Source organism: Amycolatopsis sp. lyj-112 (assembly GCF_046549055.1).
In the GTDB taxonomy this organism is placed as follows: domain Bacteria; phylum Actinomycetota; class Actinomycetes; order Mycobacteriales; family Pseudonocardiaceae; genus Amycolatopsis.
This window is the reverse complement of record NZ_JAJPWS010000003.1, coordinates 769,490-789,337: the sequence shown is the minus strand read 5'-3', so window position 1 is coordinate 789,337 and position 19,848 is coordinate 769,490. Positions and strand designations below refer to the sequence as shown.

The following is a 19,848-nucleotide window of genomic DNA, read 5'->3' as shown; positions in this document are numbered from 1 at the left end:
CCGAGTTGTTGGTAGATGTTGCGGGCGGTTTGGTGGGCGGCGATGGCTTCGTCGAAGTTCCGCAATTCTTTCAGTGCGCTCCCGAGTGCGTCCCACGCCATGCCTTCGAGGTGGCGGTTGCCGAGTTCCTGGCAGATGTCGCGGGCCGTTTGTTGGGCGGTGACGGCGTCGTCGAAGCGCCGCACTTGCTGCAGGGCGGTCCCAAGGTTGTGCCAGGCGGAGGCTTCGTGGCGGCGGTCGCCGAGTTTCTGGTAGATGTTGCGGGCGGTTTGGTGGGCAGTGATGGCCTCGTCGAAGCGCCGCACTTGCTGCAGGGCGGTCCCGAGGTTGTTCCACGCCATGCCTTCGAGGTGGCGGTCGCCGAGTTGTTGGTAGATGTTGCGGGCGGTTTGGTGGGCGGCGATGGCTTCGTCGAAGTTCCGCAATTCTTTCAGTGCGCTCCCGAGTGCGTCCCACGCCATGCCTTCGAGGTGGCGGTTGCCGAGTTTCTGGCAGATGTCGCGGGCGGTTTGGTGGGCGGTGACGGCTTCGTCGAAGCGCCGCAATTCTTGTAGAGCGTTCCCGAGATTATTCCAACTGTTGCCAAGTGCCTGGGGGTTGTCGAGGCGCTGCGCGGCGGTAAGAGCGTGTTGGCTGGTAATAAGCCAGTCGTCGAGGTGGCGTCGCCAGTTTTGATACTGGACGAGGGAAGAGGCCAGCCGCGTGGTGAGGGTGAATTGGTGTGCGGTAAAGGCGAGGTCGACTGCGGTGGTGAGGTTGGCTCGCTCGGCGTCTAGCCATGTGAGTGCTTCTACTCGTCCGGCGAATCGCTCCGGCACAGGATGGCCGGGGAGATATCGCAAGTGATCGTCCGCTGCGGCGGCGGTGTGTGCGTAGTGTTCGAGGAGCCGATGGGTTGCCGCGCTCTGGTTCGTGGTGTCGGTGTGGTGGAGGTGCTCGCGGGCGTGGCTTCGGATCAGGTCGTGCATCGTCCACCGCCCGTTTTCGGTGCGGTGCAGGAGACTGGCGTGGCGCAGTGTTCGTAGCCAGGCCACCGTGATCGCCGGCGGCCGCCCGGCGAGCGCTGCGGCAGCGTCGGTGTGAAAGTCAGGTCCAGGGTTGATGGTGAGGAGTGGCAGAAGCTGTGCGGCATCGGGGTGGCGTGCTCGTAGCCGGTGCCAAGATTGGTCGATGGCAGTGGCGACGATGCGTTCGCCGTCGGAGAGCCTGTGGACTCCGCTTCCGCCTGCTGCGGTGAGCTCGGTGATCAGGTCGGAGATGGACAGGCCGGGCTCGTCGGCCAACACCGAGGCTGTGATTTCCACGGCCAGTGGCAGCGCGCCGCAAACGGTCGCCGCGAGCCGTTCCGCGGCATCCAGTTCGAGCTCGGCTCGCCGGTCGTCGTGACAACGACGGGCAAGGCCGCCAACCAGCAGTCGCAGGGCATCGTCAGCGCGCAGGACGTCGAGGATGACCTGGCGCGCTGAGGGCAACGCCAGGGTGTCTCGGCTGGTGATGATCGCTCGATGCGGGCCCTGCCGCGGTAGCAGGTCGTTGACCTGTGCGCTGGTGGCGGCGTTGTCCAGGACCAGCAAGACGCGTCGGTCCTGCGTCGCGAGCCGGTTCAGGGCCACGTGGTAGGCCGCTGCTTGCTCGTCGACCGTGGCCGGGACCTGGCCGTCGGGGTCGAGGATCTGCAGCATCGAGGCGAATACCCGCTGAGGCATGACCTGCTGATCGTCAAGCTCGTAGCCACGCAGGTTCACGAGTAGCACACCGCCGGGAAACCAGCCTCGATCTGCGGCAGCTGACGCTGTGTGACTGGCCAGCGCAGTCTTGCCGAGCCCGCCCATCCCCGAGACCGCAATAGTTCCCGGCCACCGCCCGGAAGGGGCGAGCAGGTTTAGAAGCTGCCTGACCTGCTCGTCGCGGCCGACGAACAGATCCCGCACGTCCTGTGTGCTGTCGGTGATGGTGGTGACGACTGCGGCCGCGCCAATCACGGCGGGTGGGTAGAAATGAACGTCTCCGCCAACGGTGCTGAAGGCGGCGCCTCCGTGCGAGGCGTGCACGCTAGAAGCTTCAGGGTGAGCGGAGGTGGTGCCGGTGGCGGGGAGCTCTATGCCCGGCCCGGCCGGTGAGGGTCCGGCGTCTGCCTGATGTTCGCGTCCCGCGCGACAGCGCCGATCGCGATACCGTGTCCGCTGGCGGTGACCGGGCCGCTGACCACGGTTCCACCGGACGTGGCCACCACGCCATTCTTCGCCGCCTCCGCCAGCGCGGACTTCAATTCAGCCGCGAAGTCGGTGTCTTGCTCGACCGCGTCCTCCAAGGCGAGTGTCACCCGTTGCTGTGTCCGCTTGCTGACGCCTTCGGGCTGGCCGGCTTCCAGCTGCAGCTTCTCGACCGCGGGATCCATGCCCAACTTGCGCATTACGACGTTCCGGAGCCGTTCCGCAGAGGCGTCCACTACCTGGTCAGCGACCCCGTCCAGGTGATTCCCCGCTCGTCGCGCTTTCCCGACCGCCCAGGCGATCAGAAACCCCACCACTACTTCCAGACCCATATCGACGATCCCTCTCCCGGTGAACTCGACATCAACCCAGAAGGTCGCTGGACAACTCCAGAACGCAACATCCGACACTAGCGGCCAACAGCTGCGATCGGGGTGCCCGGACAACCGGAGGAAGCTCAGAGGTCGCAAAGTGCTTAACCACGACGGCACAGGCACAGTCTGAGGGGTTCCCGGCCCGTGTTGTCTCCGGTGGCACATGAAGCTATTCCGCCGGTTGCGATAACAGACCCTGCCAGCAAAGCGAAGGTGGTGCCCGCCGACGCACGATGGGCTAAGTGGTGGTGATCGCGCCAGCCTCGGGTCGACGGGTGCGCAGATGGCTTGATACCTGCGACAATTGCTCCAAGATCAGGGCATCGTCAGGCTCTGGCGCACGATGAAGAGCAGGTAGAAGTGTATGGCTCAGGGCAGTGTGAAGTGGTTCAACAGCGAGAAGGGCTTCGGCTTCATCGAGCAGGACGGTGGCGGGCCGGACGTGTTCGTGCACTACTCGGAGATCCAGGGGAACGGTTTCAAGTCCCTGGATGAGGGGCAGCGCGTGGAGTTCGAGATCGGCCAGGGCCAGAAGGGTCCACAGGCCCAGCGCGTCACTGCGGTCTGACGTCTCGGTAAGCGGAGGTCCTTCCCGATCCGGGTAAGGACCTCCGCGCTGCGAGCGATGTTCTGAACGGGGAGCGTGCTGACAGCCTCAGTGATCCATTGTCGGAGACCAGCAGAGCAGCCAGCTGCGCGGCCCGATCAGGCTTAGCGTGCGAACCGTCAGTGTGTATCAGCGAGCGGCGGATTCTGTTCGGCTTCGTCCCGATCGCGCTGCCTAGACTCGTTGAGGGTGAGATGGTCGGCGTAACGCTGCAAGCACGTAATTACTCGTGCTGGAGCGTCTTGGCTTAGCGCGGCGTCGTTGAGCTGGAACTGATGCAGGTTCCCCTTGCCATCCGTGCGTTGCTGGTGAATGGTCCCGCGCGCGGATCGGCGTGGGTCGGGCCGAGTTGTGATGAGGCCGTATCGGGCCAGCATGCGATGAGCTTCGAAGCCTCGGTCGAGGTTGAACATGCTGAGGCGGAAGCCGCTGGTGAGGAATACGCCGGATGTGGCGTGTACGCGGGGATGGGCTTGCGCCATGAGTCGCAGGATCAGGTAGGTGATGATCTCGTTGTCGTTGAGGGCGTCGACCCAGCCGTGGAGGAAGAACTCCAGCGGGATGGTCGTGATCTCCCGGCGTTCCCGGCCGCGCCCGAATTCTGGGACGGTATACCTGGTCAATCCTTGCGAGCTGTCGTTGGCACGTCCCTCGTCCAAGACCCGGAACGACTCGTACCGATGGTGCTCACCCGGTGCCTTCTTCAGCTCGATGCGTCCGAGCTGGTCGAGCCGCTCGAGTGCTGAGTGCAGTTGTCGAAGTCGGTTGCGCCTCCGAGAACTGGCATGAGTTGACCGGCGCGTCGCATCTGCCGTGGGCAAAGCGGCGAGGTTGATCCAGCTCGGCCGTTCACCGCTGGGCATGCCAGCGTCGGGTGTCTCTCTTTCCAGTGCCAGCTGGGTCCGGGGAATAAGGGACGCACCGGAGGGGCGTGGCGATCGGGCCTGCAGCTCGAACAGAGCCAGCAGTAAAACTTTGAGGGCTGCTCCTTTTGAGGTGCTGACGTGCTGGATTCGCGTTGGGCCAGCCACCTCAGAGGGCTTGGCGAGAAACTTCGTACGTAGCCGGATCTCGCGGAGAGCGTCGTCCGACGTGCGCGCGGCCAGTAATGCCTGCCGGGCTTCAATGCCGACCTGAAGAGCGCTGGCGCCACCCCGGGGAGGCAGGTCTAGCAGGCTCTCCAGACGCGTGATGCGCTTCTCGATTCGGTCCGGAACTGTCCTCGGCGTGCTCGTCACCACGGCCACCTCGAATCATGATCAACAACGCGCCACCCATGATCATCGTGACGAATTTGCGCGGATAGACGGGTACGGATAGACCGCTCCATAGAGCTGCCAAGGTTAACACTCTTTGGAGCAGTCTATCCGTCAATTAGCCCGAGGTGACAACCGCGTTTTTCCAGGTCAAAGTAGAGATCTCCGGCTCGCAAGGAGCCTGCCGGAGCTCAAGCCGAAGATCAAGGACTTCTCGATCATGACTGTTCTGACCATCGCCGCCGGCGGCACGCTGCTGTCGGTCACTGCCGCTGCCTCCGGTGTCGCGCTGTTCCAGACGGACCCGTTGCGACGACGCGACGCCCTTCTGGTGCTTCGCATCGCATTGGGCGCCACGGCGCTGACTGGCGCAGTCGCGGCCGCAACACGATTACATGACGTCCTGCTGTGGTGAAACCGCCGTAGGGCGCAAGCTAGGCCAAACGGGTGCCATGTCAGCGTCACCGGACACAAAAGCGCCCCGGCGGTTGCACCGCACGGGACGCAAATGGTATACTTGGCAGACATCTGTGTATACAGATGTCTGCACTCTATCAGTCTCACTAGCTCGTCACTAGTAAGGTAACCGCCCCCAGGGTGGTTGGTCAACCGGGTTCACCCGGTTGTGACTGAGAGCACGAACGTCGTGCGTGGAGTGCTCCTAGGTTACTGATTAGGAGATTTACGCATGTCAGAAGACAAGATGATCGAGATCGGCGGCATCCAGTTTGCCGGATTCATTGGCGCCACCGCGCGCCAGGCAAGCAACGTCGTGGCAGAGCAGAAGAAGCTCTACGCTGGCGGCGCGCCAGCGTGGTCGTACTACGGCCCGTTCTATCGAGCCCTACGCGGAGCCCTCAACGCCCCGGATCCGCAGGCGCACCTCGAGCGGGTAGTCGAACGGGCGGCCGCGCAGAACACAGCGAAGGGGGATGCCTTCCGCGACGCTGCGGCCGGCTTCCTGAAGCTGCTTCCCGCAGGAGCCACCGGTGTTCGTGTGAACCCTGCGACCTGGGAGGACGCGGACCTGACGGTCGCACTTCGCAACGCCCTCGGTGTGCGGCTGAAGAACGGAAAGCTGTTCTACGTTATGCCGCACGCGAAGCAGCACCCGCTCAGTCAGGACGGGAGCGACGCCGTGCTTCGCATGATGGAGTTGGCCGTCGACCTCGCACTGCCCGGAGCCGTGCCGCTGGTCTGGGACCTGCGCCGCGACGGAGGAATGGCCTTCAAGCTGCACGGCAACACCAACCGTGACGCACTCGATAGCTACCTCCAGGCGCAGGCGGCGGCCTATCGAAGCTATTGGAATGCCGCGTAATCACCCAGCCAGGGGAGCCCGTCCTCGCGGGCGGGCTCCCCGCATGTCCTCAAAGTCTTGCCGCCGAGGCGGGGCCGGAGCGGCGAACGCCGCTCGGCTCGCCATCCTCAAGGTGCGCCTTGTTGCAGCCCGCGGGCCGTCCTCTCCGGTCGGAGCAGTGAAAGTGATCGGCAATCCCGTGCGGCTGCGTGGCGCATCGGAGTGTCGACGGCCAACGGAGTCGACATTCTGTTATCTTCCTGGTGATATTTGCCAGGCTATAGCGACAGGTGGTGGTGAGCGTGGCGCATGCGCGACGTACACAGGATGGGATCCTGGCTCGGCGCGTGGCCCGCCGCGTCCTTCGCCCGTACCTCAAGCTCCTTGCGATTGTGATCTCAGAGGCTTGGGCGACCTGGAACCAGCTCGGAGCGGCCGCTCCTGGAGTGCGGATACAGCTCGGGCGTGGGGCGCGGGCGATCGCGGTCAGTGACTTCATCAAAGACCAGATCACGCGCCGATTCGAGCGTGTCGGCGGCTGCGAGGTCGTCTTCGAGTACGGACGGCCGGTCCTCGTGTTCGCAAGCGGGGACTTGAAACTGAGGCTGGGCAAGGTCGAGCCCGGGATCGTCCCGGCACCCCGAAATGAGCGCCAGCTACGTATCTGGGGCCAAGAGGATGCCGCGTTGTTCACCCTGCCGGGAATGCCCAGTGGAACGTGGGCTCGGTGTGGATACGTGCTCGACTCCACAGAGACCGCCGTCGAGAGCATCCAGGTGCTCTGCGAGATGAACGGCGAGCACAAGTGGGACATCGTCGTTCCCGTGCCGTGGTCTGTTACTAAGACTCCGACCCCGCTCACCACCACTGTCGTGCCGCCAGCGAAGATCGCCTCGGCAATCCCGCAGGCAGGCACACGGCCCACGCTTGCGTCGTCCGACTAGTGAAGAGGTGAGAGTGTGTCGGCCAACCCGCAGATGATCTCGCTCGTGCGGGAACTACGGCGCATGACGCAGACGCACCTCGCAGAAGCGGTAGGGGTCCGCCAGGGTTTCATCTCGATGATCGAAGCTGGTGTACGAGACCCCAGCGACGAGGTGGTTCGGCTCATTGCGAACGCGTTGGACTGCCCCGTCACGCTGCTAGAGGAGCAGGCCCCAGTGCGCGGTGGCGAAGCTCAAGACCTGCACTTCCGTCGACGCAAAACGCTGCCAGTTACTGAGCGGCGTCGTATGGAAGCCAAACTTCACCTCAGCTATCTCACGGTCCGAGGCCTGCTGAGCGGCATTGACTATGAGCCGTCCCTGCCGTTGCCGACACTCGACATTGACGATATCGACAGTCCTGCCGAAGCAGCGCGTCTGATTCGACGGCTATGGCGTATCCCCACAGGGCCGATTCCTGATCTCACCGCCTACCTTGAAGCAGCTGGGATCTTCCTGATCCCGTGCAGTGCGCCAAGCAAGATCGACGCCGTCACCCGTCGCTGCGAGGAAGGCTGGCACGTCACCGCCTACAACAAAGGCATGCCCGTAGATCGTGACCGGCTGACTCGTGCCCATGAGCTTGGCCACTTGATACTTCACGAGCGCTACAGCGGAGCCGACGCCGAAGAAGAGGCAAATGAGTTCGCCGCCGAACTTCTCGCGCCAGCCGACGAGATCTACCCGCACCTCGCCGGCATCACCACACGCGACCTGGGCAAGCTCATCGACCTACGGATGCACTGGAAGGTTAGCGTGCCTTTCTTCGTGCATCGCGCAGCCGACCTCGGCTGTATCTCCGAACGCCAACAACGGTCCTTCTATCAACTTCTCAACAGTCACGGTTTGATGCGTCAAACCGTGGACCACCAACTGCCGCCAGAACAACCCACACTCCTGACACGGATCATCGACGTCCATCGGACGACCCACGAGTACACCCTCGACGACCTAGCTGAGTCTGCACGCATGACACCTCAGCGCTTCGGAGCTAAATTTGGGCTGCCACAGCACAAAGCAGCGGACGATACAACTTCGCTATCGTCGAAGTTGAAGATCGTGCGCTAAGTACGCTCGCCCATGCGGCGTCGTGCTCTGCGGAGGCGGTCCAGGACAACCAGGTCCGGGACTCGCGGCGGCTAGAGGCCGAGAACGAGCTCCCGGGTTCTCCGCCCAGCTCGTCCGCATGTCTTCGTGCCCGCAGTGGACTAGCAGCCTACGTAGCCGTAGCGGTTGGCGAGGTCGATCGAGGATGCGAGTAAGATCGTGTCCGGCCGCTAGGCGGGGCCACTCTCCGAGTGCTTCAGTGTTGCCCACTCAACACCCGCACGACCGAGGACAAGAGGCTGTGGTCAGCCTCGCGCCTCACATGACATTCGAACCCGAATCGCAGGGGAGTGGGCGCCTGCCGGGAGAATGCAACCATGACCACGCGGTCACGTAGGCGTTATATCCGAGCCCAGATGAAGCAGACGGGCGAGTCCTACACCAAAACCTTGAGGAAGCTCCCTTCCCAGGTCGGCACGTCTGAAGAGCACCATGCGGTGGCGAAGCTGACGAACCCGAACATCTTGTGCGGCGTCCAGCTGACTCTGACGCGCTCAGGCGTGTCGGAGAACGGCTCCGTAGATGGCGTCGTGATCTCCAGTGTCCAGAGCGGTACTAGCGGTTTCAGTTGGCGCGTGGCGCTGCTGTCTCCGTTTGAGGGAACGCCGGCAGGTGGTGTCATCGAAATCGCTGATGACAAAACCTGGAATCTGGCGCCCTCACTTGCCGACGTCGCCGCCGCGGCGGCGCGTCATGACGGACGGTGCCCGGACGGCCGGCCGTGGTACCAGCCCGATCAGGTACCTGGTGTTCTCGCCACAGGTCCGGAGTTGCATCGGATGTTGCTGAAGCCACGCCTAGGGCAGCCGCCTATCGCGACGAAGAAGGTGTACAGGCAACCCGACAAGCTGCTCTATGCCATCGCCGACGCCGAACCGAAACAAGCCCGCACGCCTGCCGAGGAGCGGCGGTGGCAACGCCAGCGGACCTGTGCGAATTGCGGCACCACCTCCACGTTGACGTTCAGTCCCGCCGAGGACGGCAAGCGCTATTGCGAGGAACATCGGGCGGACGCCAACCGGCGTGCGGGGCAGCAACGCGCTGAGGACACGCGCGTACGGGCGGTGTTGAAGGCGGGCGAGATCGTGGCCGATCCAGAGACTGTGCTGGTTGCCATGACGTGGGATCGAGAACTGCAGGGCTACCCGTTCCGGATGGAAACCTTCGGTGGCGAGTTGGTCCTCGAGCGGATCCTGCCCTATATCGCCGGTGCTGCGCTGCTAAGCACCACCGTCGACGACCTGCCGAGTTGGGTCAGCGACTCGCAGAACCTCGCCGGCGTGGGCAAACGACTGATCGAGGCGCCCGAGGCGCTCCCTCTGGGCGCCTTCCGTAAATTGCTGCGTGCCGGCGGCCAGGTGTTCGCGGACGGCGATCTGACCCCCCGAGGTGGAGACGACCTCGTCGGCCTCTACCGGGCCTTCATCGGTCATCCCGACGCTTCGGCTGGTCACGACATGCCGACGGTGAGCTGGAAGAAGACGACGCGAACAGCTGCGGACGTGATCGACGGCGTGCGCGACGTGCTCCGCGAGATGGCCGCCGTCCCACTAACCGACGATGAGATCAAACGGGCGAAGCGACCGAAAAGGGCTCCTCGATCGAAGCGCCACCGGTTTTACGAGTCTCGGCGGCCAATTTCGGCGACACTGCAGGACGACACCAGGCTCGCTGCACGTATCTACAACGACGTGACTGGACCAGCGCTGAATAGGCAAAATTGGGCGACTGACGGGTGCTCCTGACGGTCGTGGCGTGACCTGTTATCCGCTGGTGGAGGTCCTGCAGTCGGAAGACTGCAGGACCTCCGTGCGCGCAGATCATGCCACCGGTGTCGCGAGCACGTGAGGGCCAGCGGCAGTGCCGGAGCAGACGATGGCGTGGACGAGGAGCCACGGCTCGTTGCGGAATCCTGATGGTGCTGGGTGCATTCGGGTGAGGTCGAGTTACGCCACGGAGGTCAGCCCACTCGGCGGCATCGCGCTTCGCAACGCGGCCAGCCGGACGTGGCGTTCAGATGAGTTGGTGCGCAGCGCCAGCTGGTCGTTGTCGCGGTCGCGTCGTAAGCGGTCTCGCCGGTCGGCGGCCAGGTCGCAGGATTACGTCGTCTAACGGTCCTCGGCGGGCGGGTGAGTGTGTCTGGTGCCAGCCCGGGAGTCCCGGGCTGGCACCGGTACGTCGATTACTCGATCGCCACGAGCAGCAGAGTGATCGTCGGGCGCCGTTCGCCGGAACCCCTACCCATGGTTCATTCTAGGCTCGGCGCACTCCACGACCCCACGGCTTTCTCCGAAGAATTTTCTCCATGGGCTGATCAGCACATGCGCACCTACAGACCAAACATGAACGATCCCGACAACCGCGGGCGCCGCCACAACGGAACGACGAAGTCGTCCAGAGCCCGATGCCCCGGACGCGCCCCCAGTTCTAACGACGAGACCGTTGTCAGCAGGGTGGCGCCAGCGTCGATATGGGCGCTTATCGACGGCTGGGTGCGCGACCCGGCGGTGCGCCGCGACGTCTTGATCGGGCTGGGCATGGTGCTTGTCGCGCTTCTCTGCGCCATAGTTGCCTTGACCAGCTGGGCTGGCCCACTTCTGCATCAGATGCTCACGAACGCGGTCGCACAGATCACCGCTGGCGCTGTCGCCGCCGGGGGGCTGGGATACAGCGGCATACGCCGTCTACGCCGGAATCAGGCTGCGAAGGCCAGGTAGGTCTGAAGGTGAGGGGGACGTCTAGCCCGTAGATCGCTTCACCTGCCGTCGATCAAGACCTTAATCGTCGCGGAGGCGACTGGAGATCGGCTATCGCTCAGCACCGCTGATCCTGAAGAGTCTCCTAGATCCGAGCGATGCCGTGTCGCACCACAGCCCGCGATAAGCCTCCTACCAGTGACGATTGCCCAGGGAGCAGTCTGTTGCGGTGCGATGCGAAAAAGTTGGGAAAATTTCGTGGGGTAAGCCGGAGAGCCGGACCTAACACCTAGTTGTGTCAAGTTAAAGGGACGTTCCGGCGGAGCTGGAACGGAGGCTGAAGGAGCTAGCGAGATGGGTGGTGAGCAGGCGCATGGAGCGAAGCAGAGCCCGTCGCGGCCTCTCAATCACCTAAAACCCGAGATGTCAGGGCCCGATCTGCTGGGCTCGGTGGCGACGCTGCTGACGGAGTTCGAGTCAGGCATCGGTCTGCTTCCTGCCGAGTCACGCGAGGCCGTTACCGCGGCAACGGCGATGGCTCGTCGCGAAGCTGATCGTGCGCTGTACAGGCGGCTGGTCCGTCAGGGCTTCGCTGGCACTGAGTATGAGATTTTTCGAGGGGAGCTTGCGGCGTATGGTTTCCCGGTCTTGAAGTCGTGGATTCGGACGGGCCGGGTTTTCAGTTGCTGCGCTCAACGAGGGCGACCGCTGAAGTGCAGTGATGCCGAGCGCAGACATCTCAGTGTCGATGAGGGTGACCGTGTCGATCTCGCCTCCGAGACCGCCGCAATCGCGCTGAATATCTTTCATGATCACGTGTTGGTGCCGGGAGTATGGAACGACGAGGCAGGCGCCAGCCTGAAGACCTACTTCGTCGGCGGTTGTATCAACGCGTTTCCGAACGTATTCCGGCGCTGGCTGCGAGAACACCGTAGGTGGGCCGGCACCGACACCTACGGGTTCACCTCAGAACTCGACACCGTCACCAACGCAGCCCTGAGTACCACCACCGACCCTGCTGAAATCGTCGCCAGCGAGCACGTCGTCTACGACGCACTGGCGGCGGCGAAGCCAACCGGTAGAGAAGCAGCAGCTCGGCGTGTGTTTCTCGACGAGAGGTTCGCCGAAATCGCCGACCACCTCAATACCACCGAGCGGGCGGTCGAGGGCCTGCTCTACCGCGTTCGGTCTGCTGCGTCCAAGCGCAAACAGGAACCGGGGCAGCGATGAGCACAACCGAAAATGCCGCTCCCAACCCTCAGACGCTGATGCGTGTACGCGCAGTGCTTGCAGGGCGCAATCAGCGACAGCCGGATCCAGAACGCACCGCAGTGCTGAACAAGCTCGCCGAGGTGCAAGAGAACTACCCTGAGCTGGCTCGTTACCTGACGGCTGGGGGCACCGCTGAGGAACTCGCCTCGGCCGATACCGCATACCTGATCGAGTACCTCCGGTTGATCGAACAGTCCTCGCTTGGGGCTGATACCAGCCACAAGCCCTACCGTTCCGTCTCGCCACACATCGTTGACGACATTCTCACGCGCAGCGATCGTGCCCGAGACGCAAAGCCACGCGCTAGCCGAGCATCCGCCGCGAACGAAAGCCAGCCGGGGCAGAAGCGGAGGGCGCCAGCGAAGCCTTCACCACCGACGCTCAGTCAGGGCGACGCGGTGCGCGTTGATAAGCACATCCAAAGGGCGCAAGAACTAGCCGAGTCAGAGCACCAAACGCGGCAGGAACGCCTCCTGCGTGCGGCTCGAGCAGGTGATCGAGCCGGTATGGAGGGGCTGGTGCACGAATTCACTCCCGTGGTGTGGAACGTGGCTCGTGGCTGCGGGCTTGATCGCACAGCCAGCGAAGATGTAATGCAGACTGTTTGGCTGGCACTGTTCGCACAGTTGGACCGGCTCGCGACTCCACGGCGTCTCGCCGCGTGGTTGATCACCACCACACGTCGAGAGGCGTACCGCGTCTGGCAAAACCCTTCCAGGAACGCCAGTTCTGTGAGTTCGGATATCGCTAACACATTCGGCGAAGCCCCCGAAGCCCCCGAAGCCCCCGAAGCCCCCGAAGCGCCGGAGGACACGGAGGAGAAGCGGCTCAAGGCGGAGCGAGACCGGAGGGTATGGAAAGCGTTTCTGAAACTGCCCCCGCGCTGTCAGCAGCTGCTTCGGCTTACCGTGCTGGCTGGCCGGGCGGAGTACGCGGTGGTAGCGGATGCACTGCGCATGCCTCGCGGCAGCGTTGGGCCCGCACGAGGTCGCTGTCTCGAAGCGATGCGAGACTTGCTCGCGCAAGAAGGCAAGGAGTCATGATGCGCCCGGCACATTCAGATAGTGATGCTCAACTGGTGGGAGTGCTTGCTGACCTGTTTGGGAACTCGGACCGCGATCGTCAACTTGCCGACCGAGTCACCTTTGCCTTGAGCGGTGCTAAGGAGCCCAGCATCGTGACCCCTCTCAGGCGCACCGGGAGACTTCCGACGATCACATTCGCAGGTGACGAAGTCACGGTCATGATCGCCGTCAACCCCGCAGGGGCGCTATGCCAGGTCAACGGTTGGGTGGCGCCGGCGACCTCCTACGACATCGAAGCACGGGTCGAGGGTCACGCCTCGGTATCGACAGTCGCCAACGAGCTCGGCAGGTTCGATTTCGATCACCTTCCTTGCGGCCTAACCCAGCTATTACTGCGTCGCAGCGACAAGACACACACGATCTTCAGCACACCCGCAACCGATTTCTCGTTCGAGGCGAGCACCCCCCAGTAGAACAGGCCGCCCTGATGCAGCAGGGTGTAACGCACCGGCTCTTGGTGCCGGCTGCGCCCGCAGTACTGCTGGTCACGGTTCTCGCCGTGCCCGCAGCGGTGGATAATCCAGTTCTGCTCGGCCTGGACCGCGTCGCCACGACCTTGCGAGCGTGGAGCGAACCTGATGCGCGGCCGACCTGGGAAGTCCTTTTCCGGCTGGGCGCGAGCCCGCTGCTGACCGTGCAGGCGGTAATCGCAGCAGTCGCCCTCACCTGCACCAGGCCCTGGCGTGACGCGATCGCGATCACCGCATCCGCCACTGCGGTCTTCACCTGTTGGGCGCTCCTTCAGGTCGCCACCACATGGCCTCGCCCCAACGGAGACTGGTTGCCGCCGCCACGAATGTGTCCGAGGCAGAGATCTCCGGAGAGAGTCACTGATGTCACCGCGTCAACCTACGACGCACACCCGTCCACAGGCGCTTCGCCCTAATTCCGGCTCGGACAGTCGGGACCGCGCCGGGGACCACGGCCGTCGCCTGTCGCGGGAAGTTGCTCTCACGGCATAGGTTGCTGGGTCTATCCCGTCTCCGATTGGGCTCCGTTGCCGACGTAGAGCCCGACACGGGTCGGCACAGGATGACACTCGTCCCCGGCGAAGACTGGCGTTGACCTGCACAAACTGGCAGAACTTGGTACTGAACGGCACTAGGCGACAGGGCTGCGCTGCGGACTTTTAATCCGTAGGTTCTGGGTTCGAGCCCCAGGCGGCCCACCAAACGCCCTGGTCCAGGCTTAACAGGACACCAGGAGCAAGATCACCTCCCCGGTTTATCCCCTGTCAGGTCGCCGCGGCAGCAGAGGGCGCGGACAGCGTCAGTACTTCCGGTTCTGGTGTGGCGCAGCAGCCACCAACTGCTGCGTCGTCGGAAGGTTCGTCGAATAGGCCGGCACCACCGCATACTCCGGTCTCGGCCATGCGCAGTTCGACGCGTGCGGCGGCTTCGTGGTCGCCGGCGAGTTCGGCGGCGATGCTGCGGACCTGTTCGTAGCCGGTCATGGCGAGGAAGGTCGGTGCTCGGCCGTAGCTTTTCATCCCGGCGAGATAGAAGTCCTTCTCCGGGTGGGCGAGTTCCTTGGCGCCGTGCGGGTACACGGTTCCGCACGAGTGCACGTTCGGATCGATCAGTGGTGCGAGCCTCACCGGCGCCTGCAGGGTCGGGTCCAGGTCCAGCCGGATTTCCGAGAGCCAGGTCAGGTCAGGGCGAAATCCGGACAGCGTCACCACTTCGTCGACCTGGTCGACCCGTTGCCCGGCCGAGGAGATCAGGGTCAGCCGTCCGTTGTCGTCGCGTTCGACCGCTTCGGTGCGGAATCCGGTCACGACCGTGATCAGCCCGGAGTCGACCGCTTCCTGGGCGCGCAGGCCGAGGGCGCCGCGTGCGGGAAGCTGGTCGGCGTCGCCGCCGCCGAAGGTGTTGCCGACCGAACCGCGGCGCAGGACCCAGCTGATCCGCGTGCCCGTCGAATCCCTTGCGAGGCCGGACAACGCGACCAGCGCGGTCAACGCCGAATGCCCGCTGCCCGCGACCACCACATGCTTGCCCGCGTACCGCGTCCGTATGGTCTCGTCGCCGAGATCCGGGACGCGGTAGAGAATCCGGTCTGCCGCCTGTCGTTCTCCGATGGCGGGAAGTCCTTCCCCGCCAAGGGGATTCGGGGTCGTCCAGGTGCCGGACGCGTCGATCACCGCCCGCGCCGCGACCCGTTCCTCCGAACCATCGGCGGAGCGGACATGCACGGTGAACGGCTCGTCGTCCCGCCCGCTGTCCACGACACGGTCGCGGCCCCGGCGCGCCACACCGGTCACCTCGGCGTCGAACCGCACCCGGTCAGTGAGCGTTTTCGCCAGCGGGCCCAGGTACAGCTCGGCCCAGTCCGAGCCTGTCGGGTACGCCTCGCCGTCAGGGCGTGTCCAGCCGGTCGTTTCCAGCAGTCGTCCGGCCGCGGGGGCGACGAGCTCGGACCACGGCGAGAACAACCTCACGTGATTCCACGCCGCCACACCCGCCCCGGCGTGCGCGCCACGCTCCAGTACCAGCGGCTCGAAACCCCGCTCCACCAGCTCGGCGGCGGCCGCCAGCCCCACCGGACCCGCTCCGATCACCACGACAGGCAGCTCGTTCATCCCCATGCACCTTTCATCGATCAGGCTCGATTGAACCGATGCGAGGGACTGTATCGACGAGCGTCGATTGACGCAACCATCGATTCTGGTCGATACTGGGTGCATGACGACGGTTGTGCCCGTTCCCCTCGCCGGGCTCCTGCCCGAACGCGAAGCCGCGACCTATGCCGGCTGGTTCGCCTGCCTGGCCGAGCCGACGCGGGTGAAGCTGCTGCACGCGGTCGCGACCTCACCTCGCGGCCTGACCGTCGGCGCGCTGACGGAGATCCTCGGGACCAGCCAGTCGACGTGCTCCCATCACGTGCGGAAACTGGCCGAGGTCGGCTTCGTGCACCTGCGGAAAGAGGGCACCGCCACGGTCGTGACCATCAATCAGGCGTGCTGCAGCGGGCTTCCGCATGCCGCCGACGCCGTCATGGGCCTACTCGCCCCGCGACCCTGCTGCCCGGACAACCTGCCCGACGACGTCACCCTCCGCGCCCTCCGTGACGACGACTGGAACGCGGTGCGCCGGATCTACGGCGAAGGCATCGACACCGAAGTCCCGACTCGGAAAGCTCTCGACGCGAAGTGGCTGACCGGTCACCGCTGGGTCGCCGAAATCGACGGCGAGGTGGCCGGCTGGACCGCCCTCTCCCCGGTCCCGGAGCGGGGTGTCGCCGAGACCTCCGTCTGCGTCGCCGAAGACCATCGCGGCCGTGGCGTGGGGAAGGCACTGCTCTTCAAACAGGTCACCGAAGCCGATGCCGCGGGGCTTTGGACCCTGCAGACGTCGGTCTTCACCGGCAACCGCGCCGGCATCGCCCTGCACCACTCCGCCGGCTATCGCACCGTCGGCATCCGCGAACGCATCGCCGAGCTCGACGGCACCTGGCACGACGCCGTTTTCCTCGAACGCCGCAGCCCGGTCAACTAGGTCAAGCAGCGTCTTGGGCCCGTCAGAGGTGGCGGGCGCCGAGTGTCGCGGGGTCGAGGGTGCCGTCGGCGAAGTCGCGGGCGACGTCGGTCAGCCGGCGTTGCCGGTCATGGGCGTACTCGCGGAGCCGGGTGAAGGCGTCGTGCATCTCAAACCCGTGGTACTCGGCGAGGGCACCTTTGGCCTGTTCGATGACGGTGCGGTGCTGCAGCGTGACCTCGAGTTGCTCGGCGAGCAACTCGCCGCGGGAGGCGGCGTGGTGGTGCAGGATCCCGATCGTCGCGACGTCGGCGAGGGCCTGTCCGACGGCGATCGTTTCGGCGTCGAGTTCGATGGGGTCGTGGTTGAGCAGGGTCAGCGCGCCGATGGTCTGTTCCCGTAGCCGCAGCGGCACCGCGGAGGCGGCGCGGAAACCGGCGTCGACAGCGGCGGGTGCGAACTTCGGCCAGCGAGCCCGCGCGATCTCGGTATGGAGGTCGGCGCAGGTGACGGGGCGCCCGGTGGCCACGCAGTCGAAGCAGGGACCTTCGTGGGTTTGGGCGGCGAACAGTTCCACGAGTTCGGCCCGCTCGGAGGAGCCGGCGGCGGGCCGCCAGCCGCCGCGTTGGTCGGAGAGGATGACCCCGGCGGCATCGACGGCGAGATGGTCGACGCTGCGCTCGGTCAACGTGGCCAAGAAGTCCAGCACGTCGAAGTCGGCGACAAGTGTGTCGGCAAGGGTGACGAAGGTGCGGGCCAGCCGCTGGTCCGGGGTGGTGCTCATGTGTCGAGCCCTTTCTCCTCTGGTCATCATGCGGGATCCACCTCGGGCCGGAACCGCAACGTCCGTGCCACGACCTGCCGGCAGACCTGGCTCAAGGTCACGTCATGGGCGAAGGCGTGGCCGCGCAGCCGTAGCAATGCCGCGTCGGTGGTGGCGCCGAGCTGGATTCTCACCATGCCTACGGCCTGGTTGACCTCGACATGCGAATCGGCCAGCCAGCTCAGGTCGTCGGTGGTGTGCCCGTCAAGCTGGTCGATGACCGCTTGGGTGGCCAGGTCGGCGAGGATCAGCGCGTCGGTGACCTCGCGCCGGGACAGGGGGCCGAGCCGATCACGGTAGAGGTCCAGCGAGCCGAGCATCACCACTCCGATCTGCAGCGGGAAGGAGAACACCGCGGCCACGCCCAGGTCCGCCGCGGCAGGTCCGAACGCGGGCCACCTCGTGCGGGCGCCGGCGAGATCGGGGACCAGGATCGGGCCACCCGTGGCGAAGGCGTCCAGACAGGGACCTTCGCCGACGGTGAACTGCAGATCCTCCAGTCCGGCACTGACGGGGTTGCTGGCGTGGACCAGGCCGCGACGGTGCTCGGTCGCCACACCGTTCCGGACCGCGCTGAGCACCGTGGCCCCGGCGCCGGAGACCGCCAGTTCCGAGACGCACAACGCGCAGATCCGGGAGATCCGCTGCCCCTGGTCGCTATCGCCTTCAGCGGCCAGCAGGTCCCGGAACCGCTGCAACGGGTCCGTCACCTCGACCACTCCTCACGTACTTCCCGAAGAGAACTTGGACCGTCAGCTCCGAGGCCCCCCGTCGGCGACCAGCCAGCGAGCGACCTCGACCAGCTTCCGGTCGCTGTCCTCCGAGGTGCGGATCAGCATCGCGAACGCCGAAGTGGCGTCGAGATCGAACCGTTCCATCAGGATTCCCTTGGCCTGTCCGATCACGTCACGGGTCAGCAGGGCCTGATGCAGCTGCTCCATCTCCTGTGCCCGGCCCAAGGCCTGGGCCGCGTGCGAAGCGAACAGGCTGCCCAGGATCTGCGAGTGCTCGTTGAATCCGGCCCGCTGCCCGGAGTACAGATTCAGCGCACCGAGGGTGTCGTCGTTGGTGAACAACTGGAAGGACAACGTGCTGGCCACGCCCGAGGCGAGTGCTTCCCGGGCGAACGCCGGCCATCGGGCGGCTCCGACGGCCAGATCGTCGACCAGGATCGTGTGCAGCTCCCACAACGCGGTCACACACGGGCCTTCCCCGTAGCGGGCCTGTAACCGGTCGATCCGCTCCGCCAGATCGCTGCTCGGCGCGTGCGACGTCACGGTCCCGTCGCGGGCAAGCAGCAGCACCCCCGCGTGCTCGGCACCAGGCACGGTTCGCACCGCCCCGGCCACGATCAGCTTCAAGACCTGCTCGGCCCCACCTGACGAACGGGTACTCAGCCCGCGCGCCGCGCCCGCCAGCGCCGTGAACAGCCGCTGACTCAGTTCTTTCGCGGGTTGCTCACTCACTCAGCCACCTTCCGCACGGTCCCACCGCCATCACTGATGATTCGCGGTCGGGGGAAAAGCCGGCTTCGCCGAAAGAAGTCGCAAACCCACGGTAGCCCCAGCCGAGGTGACCTGTCAGGCCCCGCGGCTACCGGGCCGGGGTGCTCGCGGCCCGGAGTGGCGCGCTGACGTCGTGCAGGTGTTGCAAGACGTAGCGGTAGGTCCTCAGCAGCCCGCATTGGGCGTAGTCGATCCCATGATCGGCGCAGAATCGGCGCACCAGGGGTTGCGCACGACGCAGGTTGATGCGCGGCATGCTGGGGAAAAGGTGGTGCTCGATCTGATAGTTCAGTCCACCGAGCGCGAAATCGACCCAGGGGCCGCCGCGGACATTGCGGCTGGTGAGGATCTGCTTGCGCAGGAAGTCGAGTTTGGTCTCGTCGGTGTAGGTGGGCATGCCCTTGTGCCCGGGCGCGAACGAGCAGCCCATGTAGACGCCCCACAGTCCCTGGTGCACGGCGATGAACGCGAGCGCGACCGGCGGGGACAACACGACGAACACCGCGGTCAGGTAGATGGCGATGTGCGCGAGCAGCAGGACCGCTTCGAGCCGGCGGGCCTTGATCTCGCCCTGCCACACGGCTTGGATGCCGGCCCAATGCAGGCTCAGCCCTTCCAGCAACAGCAACGGGAAGAACAGCGCCGCCTGGTGCTTCGAGGTCCAGCGCACGAACCCGCTCTTCTCGCCCGATTGCCCGCGCGTGAAAGCGAGCAGCGGAATGTCGAGGTCGGGATCGTCGTCTTCGTGGTTGGGATTGGCGTGATGCCGGGTGTGTTTGCCCATCCACCAGCCGTAGCTCATGCCGACGATCCCGCCGAAGGCATAACCGGCTCTGTCGTTGGCCCGTCCGGTACGGAAGATCTGATTGTGTCCCGCGTCGTGCCCGAGAAAGGCGACCTGGGCGAACATCACCGCGAAGAACGCCGCCGTGGCCAGCTGCCACCAGGAATCGCCCAGTGCCACGAACGCCACAGCGCCGCCGACAAAAGCGAGCAGGGTAAGAGTGACTTTCACCGCGTAGTACCCGTAACGCCGGTCCATCAGACCCTCGCGTTTCACGAGGCGAGCCAGATGACTGAAGTCAGTACGCGATGGCGCGGAGTGAGCGTCAGTGTCGATATTCACCGAAGACATGGCGATGTCCTCCTTT

The 19,848-nt window shown here is 65.0% G+C and carries 18 protein-coding genes; 10 read left to right on the top strand and 8 right to left on the bottom strand.

Annotated features, from left to right (window positions below; genetic code table 11):
- Both ACLJRL_RS15905 and ACLJRL_RS15900 read right to left on the bottom strand, forming a co-directional pair.
- The coding region (locus tag ACLJRL_RS15905; protein ID WP_410656895.1) for a tetratricopeptide repeat protein at positions 1-2,051 on the bottom strand (2,051 nt) is incomplete at its 3' end.
- Between the two features lie 47 nt (positions 2,052-2,098).
- A complete protein-coding gene (locus tag ACLJRL_RS15900) occupies positions 2,099-2,413 on the bottom strand; it encodes a hypothetical protein (RefSeq protein WP_410656894.1) in 315 nt (104 codons plus the stop codon).
- A 538-nt stretch (positions 2,414-2,951) separates the two neighbouring features.
- On the opposite strand from ACLJRL_RS15900, the gene ACLJRL_RS15895 reads away from it, so the two are divergent.
- The gene (locus tag ACLJRL_RS15895; protein WP_044855193.1) at positions 2,952-3,155 is read left to right on the top strand and encodes a cold-shock protein; all 204 of its coding nucleotides are present in this window, start codon (positions 2,952-2,954) and stop codon (positions 3,153-3,155) included.
- A gap of 158 nt (positions 3,156-3,313) precedes the next feature.
- Here ACLJRL_RS15895 and ACLJRL_RS15890 read toward each other — a convergent pair whose 3' ends face one another.
- Complete coding sequence (locus ACLJRL_RS15890; RefSeq protein WP_410656893.1) at positions 3,314-4,432, bottom strand: hypothetical protein; 1,119 nt, start codon at positions 4,430-4,432, stop codon at positions 3,314-3,316.
- 115 nt (positions 4,433-4,547) lie between these two features.
- Here ACLJRL_RS15890 and ACLJRL_RS15885 point away from each other — a divergent pair, with 115 nt between their 5' ends.
- The 8 genes from ACLJRL_RS15885 (at position 4,548) to ACLJRL_RS15850 (ending at position 13,306) form a co-directional block, all read left to right on the top strand.
- Positions 4,548-4,865: a hypothetical protein gene (locus ACLJRL_RS15885; RefSeq protein WP_410656892.1), complete on the top strand. Its 318-nt coding sequence runs from the start codon at positions 4,548-4,550 to the stop codon at positions 4,863-4,865.
- Positions 4,866-5,138: 273 nt separating this feature from the next.
- On the top strand, positions 5,139-5,771 hold the full coding sequence (locus ACLJRL_RS15880; protein ID WP_410656891.1) for a hypothetical protein: 633 nt from the start codon (positions 5,139-5,141) through the stop codon (positions 5,769-5,771).
- Positions 5,772-6,097: 326 nt separating this feature from the next.
- The gene (locus ACLJRL_RS15875; RefSeq protein WP_410656890.1) at positions 6,098-6,694 is read left to right on the top strand and encodes a hypothetical protein; all 597 of its coding nucleotides are present in this window, start codon (positions 6,098-6,100) and stop codon (positions 6,692-6,694) included.
- Positions 6,695-6,709: 15 nt separating this feature from the next.
- A complete protein-coding gene (locus ACLJRL_RS15870; protein ID WP_410656889.1) occupies positions 6,710-7,801 on the top strand; it encodes a helix-turn-helix domain-containing protein in 1,092 nt (363 codons plus the stop codon).
- 395 nt (positions 7,802-8,196) lie between these two features.
- Complete coding sequence (locus ACLJRL_RS15865; RefSeq protein ID WP_410656888.1) at positions 8,197-9,585, top strand: hypothetical protein; 1,389 nt, start codon at positions 8,197-8,199, stop codon at positions 9,583-9,585.
- Positions 9,586-10,890: 1,305 nt separating this feature from the next.
- The gene (locus tag ACLJRL_RS15860; RefSeq protein WP_410656887.1) at positions 10,891-11,766 is read left to right on the top strand and encodes a hypothetical protein; all 876 of its coding nucleotides are present in this window, start codon (positions 10,891-10,893) and stop codon (positions 11,764-11,766) included.
- A 458-nt stretch (positions 11,767-12,224) separates the two neighbouring features.
- Complete coding sequence (locus tag ACLJRL_RS15855; protein ID WP_410656937.1) at positions 12,225-12,851, top strand: RNA polymerase sigma factor; 627 nt, start codon at positions 12,225-12,227, stop codon at positions 12,849-12,851.
- Complete coding sequence (locus ACLJRL_RS15850; protein ID WP_410656886.1) at positions 12,848-13,306, top strand: hypothetical protein; 459 nt, start codon at positions 12,848-12,850, stop codon at positions 13,304-13,306. The genes ACLJRL_RS15855 and ACLJRL_RS15850 overlap by 4 nt, the downstream gene beginning before the upstream one ends.
- An 821-nt stretch (positions 13,307-14,127) precedes the next feature.
- On the opposite strand, the gene ACLJRL_RS15845 is transcribed toward ACLJRL_RS15850, so the two are convergent.
- A complete protein-coding gene (locus ACLJRL_RS15845) occupies positions 14,128-15,474 on the bottom strand; it encodes an FAD-dependent oxidoreductase (protein WP_410656885.1) in 1,347 nt (448 codons plus the stop codon).
- Positions 15,475-15,577: 103 nt separating this feature from the next.
- Between ACLJRL_RS15845 and ACLJRL_RS15840 the strand changes: the two genes are divergently transcribed.
- Positions 15,578-16,390 carry a helix-turn-helix domain-containing GNAT family N-acetyltransferase gene (locus ACLJRL_RS15840; protein WP_410656884.1) on the top strand — a complete coding sequence of 271 codons (813 nt, stop codon included), beginning with the start codon at positions 15,578-15,580 and terminating at the stop codon, positions 16,388-16,390.
- A 22-nt stretch (positions 16,391-16,412) separates the two neighbouring features.
- Here ACLJRL_RS15840 and ACLJRL_RS15835 read toward each other — a convergent pair whose 3' ends face one another.
- From ACLJRL_RS15835 to ACLJRL_RS15820, 4 genes are all read right to left on the bottom strand, one after another.
- The gene (locus ACLJRL_RS15835) at positions 16,413-17,153 is read right to left on the bottom strand and encodes a GAF and ANTAR domain-containing protein (protein WP_410656883.1); all 741 of its coding nucleotides are present in this window, start codon (positions 17,151-17,153) and stop codon (positions 16,413-16,415) included.
- A 26-nt stretch (positions 17,154-17,179) separates the two neighbouring features.
- Positions 17,180-17,902 (bottom strand): GAF and ANTAR domain-containing protein, encoded by a 723-nt coding sequence (locus ACLJRL_RS15830; protein WP_410656882.1) that lies wholly within the window; start codon positions 17,900-17,902, stop codon positions 17,180-17,182.
- 42 nt (positions 17,903-17,944) lie between these two features.
- Complete coding sequence (locus ACLJRL_RS15825) at positions 17,945-18,658, bottom strand: GAF and ANTAR domain-containing protein (RefSeq protein WP_410656881.1); 714 nt, start codon at positions 18,656-18,658, stop codon at positions 17,945-17,947.
- Between the two features lie 127 nt (positions 18,659-18,785).
- On the bottom strand, positions 18,786-19,832 hold the full coding sequence (locus tag ACLJRL_RS15820) for a fatty acid desaturase family protein (protein WP_410656880.1): 1,047 nt from the start codon (positions 19,830-19,832) through the stop codon (positions 18,786-18,788).
- Positions 19,833-19,848 lie beyond the last annotated feature (16 nt).

Excerpts from the sequence above, each read along its gene's own strand:
- ACLJRL_RS15850 (WP_410656886.1), top strand. The coding sequence starts at position 12,848 with ATGATGCGCCCGGCACATTCAGATAGTGATGCTCAACTGGTGGGAGTG.
- ACLJRL_RS15840 (WP_410656884.1), top strand. The coding sequence starts at position 15,578 with ATGACGACGGTTGTGCCCGTTCCCCTCGCCGGGCTCCTGCCCGAACGC.
- ACLJRL_RS15845 (WP_410656885.1), bottom strand. The coding sequence starts at position 15,474 with ATGAACGAGCTGCCTGTCGTGGTGATCGGAGCGGGTCCGGTGGGGCTG.
- ACLJRL_RS15895 (WP_044855193.1), top strand. The coding sequence starts at position 2,952 with ATGGCTCAGGGCAGTGTGAAGTGGTTCAACAGCGAGAAGGGCTTCGGC.
- ACLJRL_RS15835 (WP_410656883.1), bottom strand. The coding sequence starts at position 17,153 with ATGAGCACCACCCCGGACCAGCGGCTGGCCCGCACCTTCGTCACCCTT.
- ACLJRL_RS15900 (WP_410656894.1), bottom strand. The coding sequence starts at position 2,413 with ATGCGCAAGTTGGGCATGGATCCCGCGGTCGAGAAGCTGCAGCTGGAA.
- ACLJRL_RS15820 (WP_410656880.1), bottom strand. The coding sequence starts at position 19,832 with ATGTCTTCGGTGAATATCGACACTGACGCTCACTCCGCGCCATCGCGT.
- ACLJRL_RS15880 (WP_410656891.1), top strand. The coding sequence starts at position 5,139 with ATGTCAGAAGACAAGATGATCGAGATCGGCGGCATCCAGTTTGCCGGA.
- ACLJRL_RS15860 (WP_410656887.1), top strand. The coding sequence starts at position 10,891 with ATGGGTGGTGAGCAGGCGCATGGAGCGAAGCAGAGCCCGTCGCGGCCT.
- ACLJRL_RS15865 (WP_410656888.1), top strand. The coding sequence starts at position 8,197 with ATGAAGCAGACGGGCGAGTCCTACACCAAAACCTTGAGGAAGCTCCCT.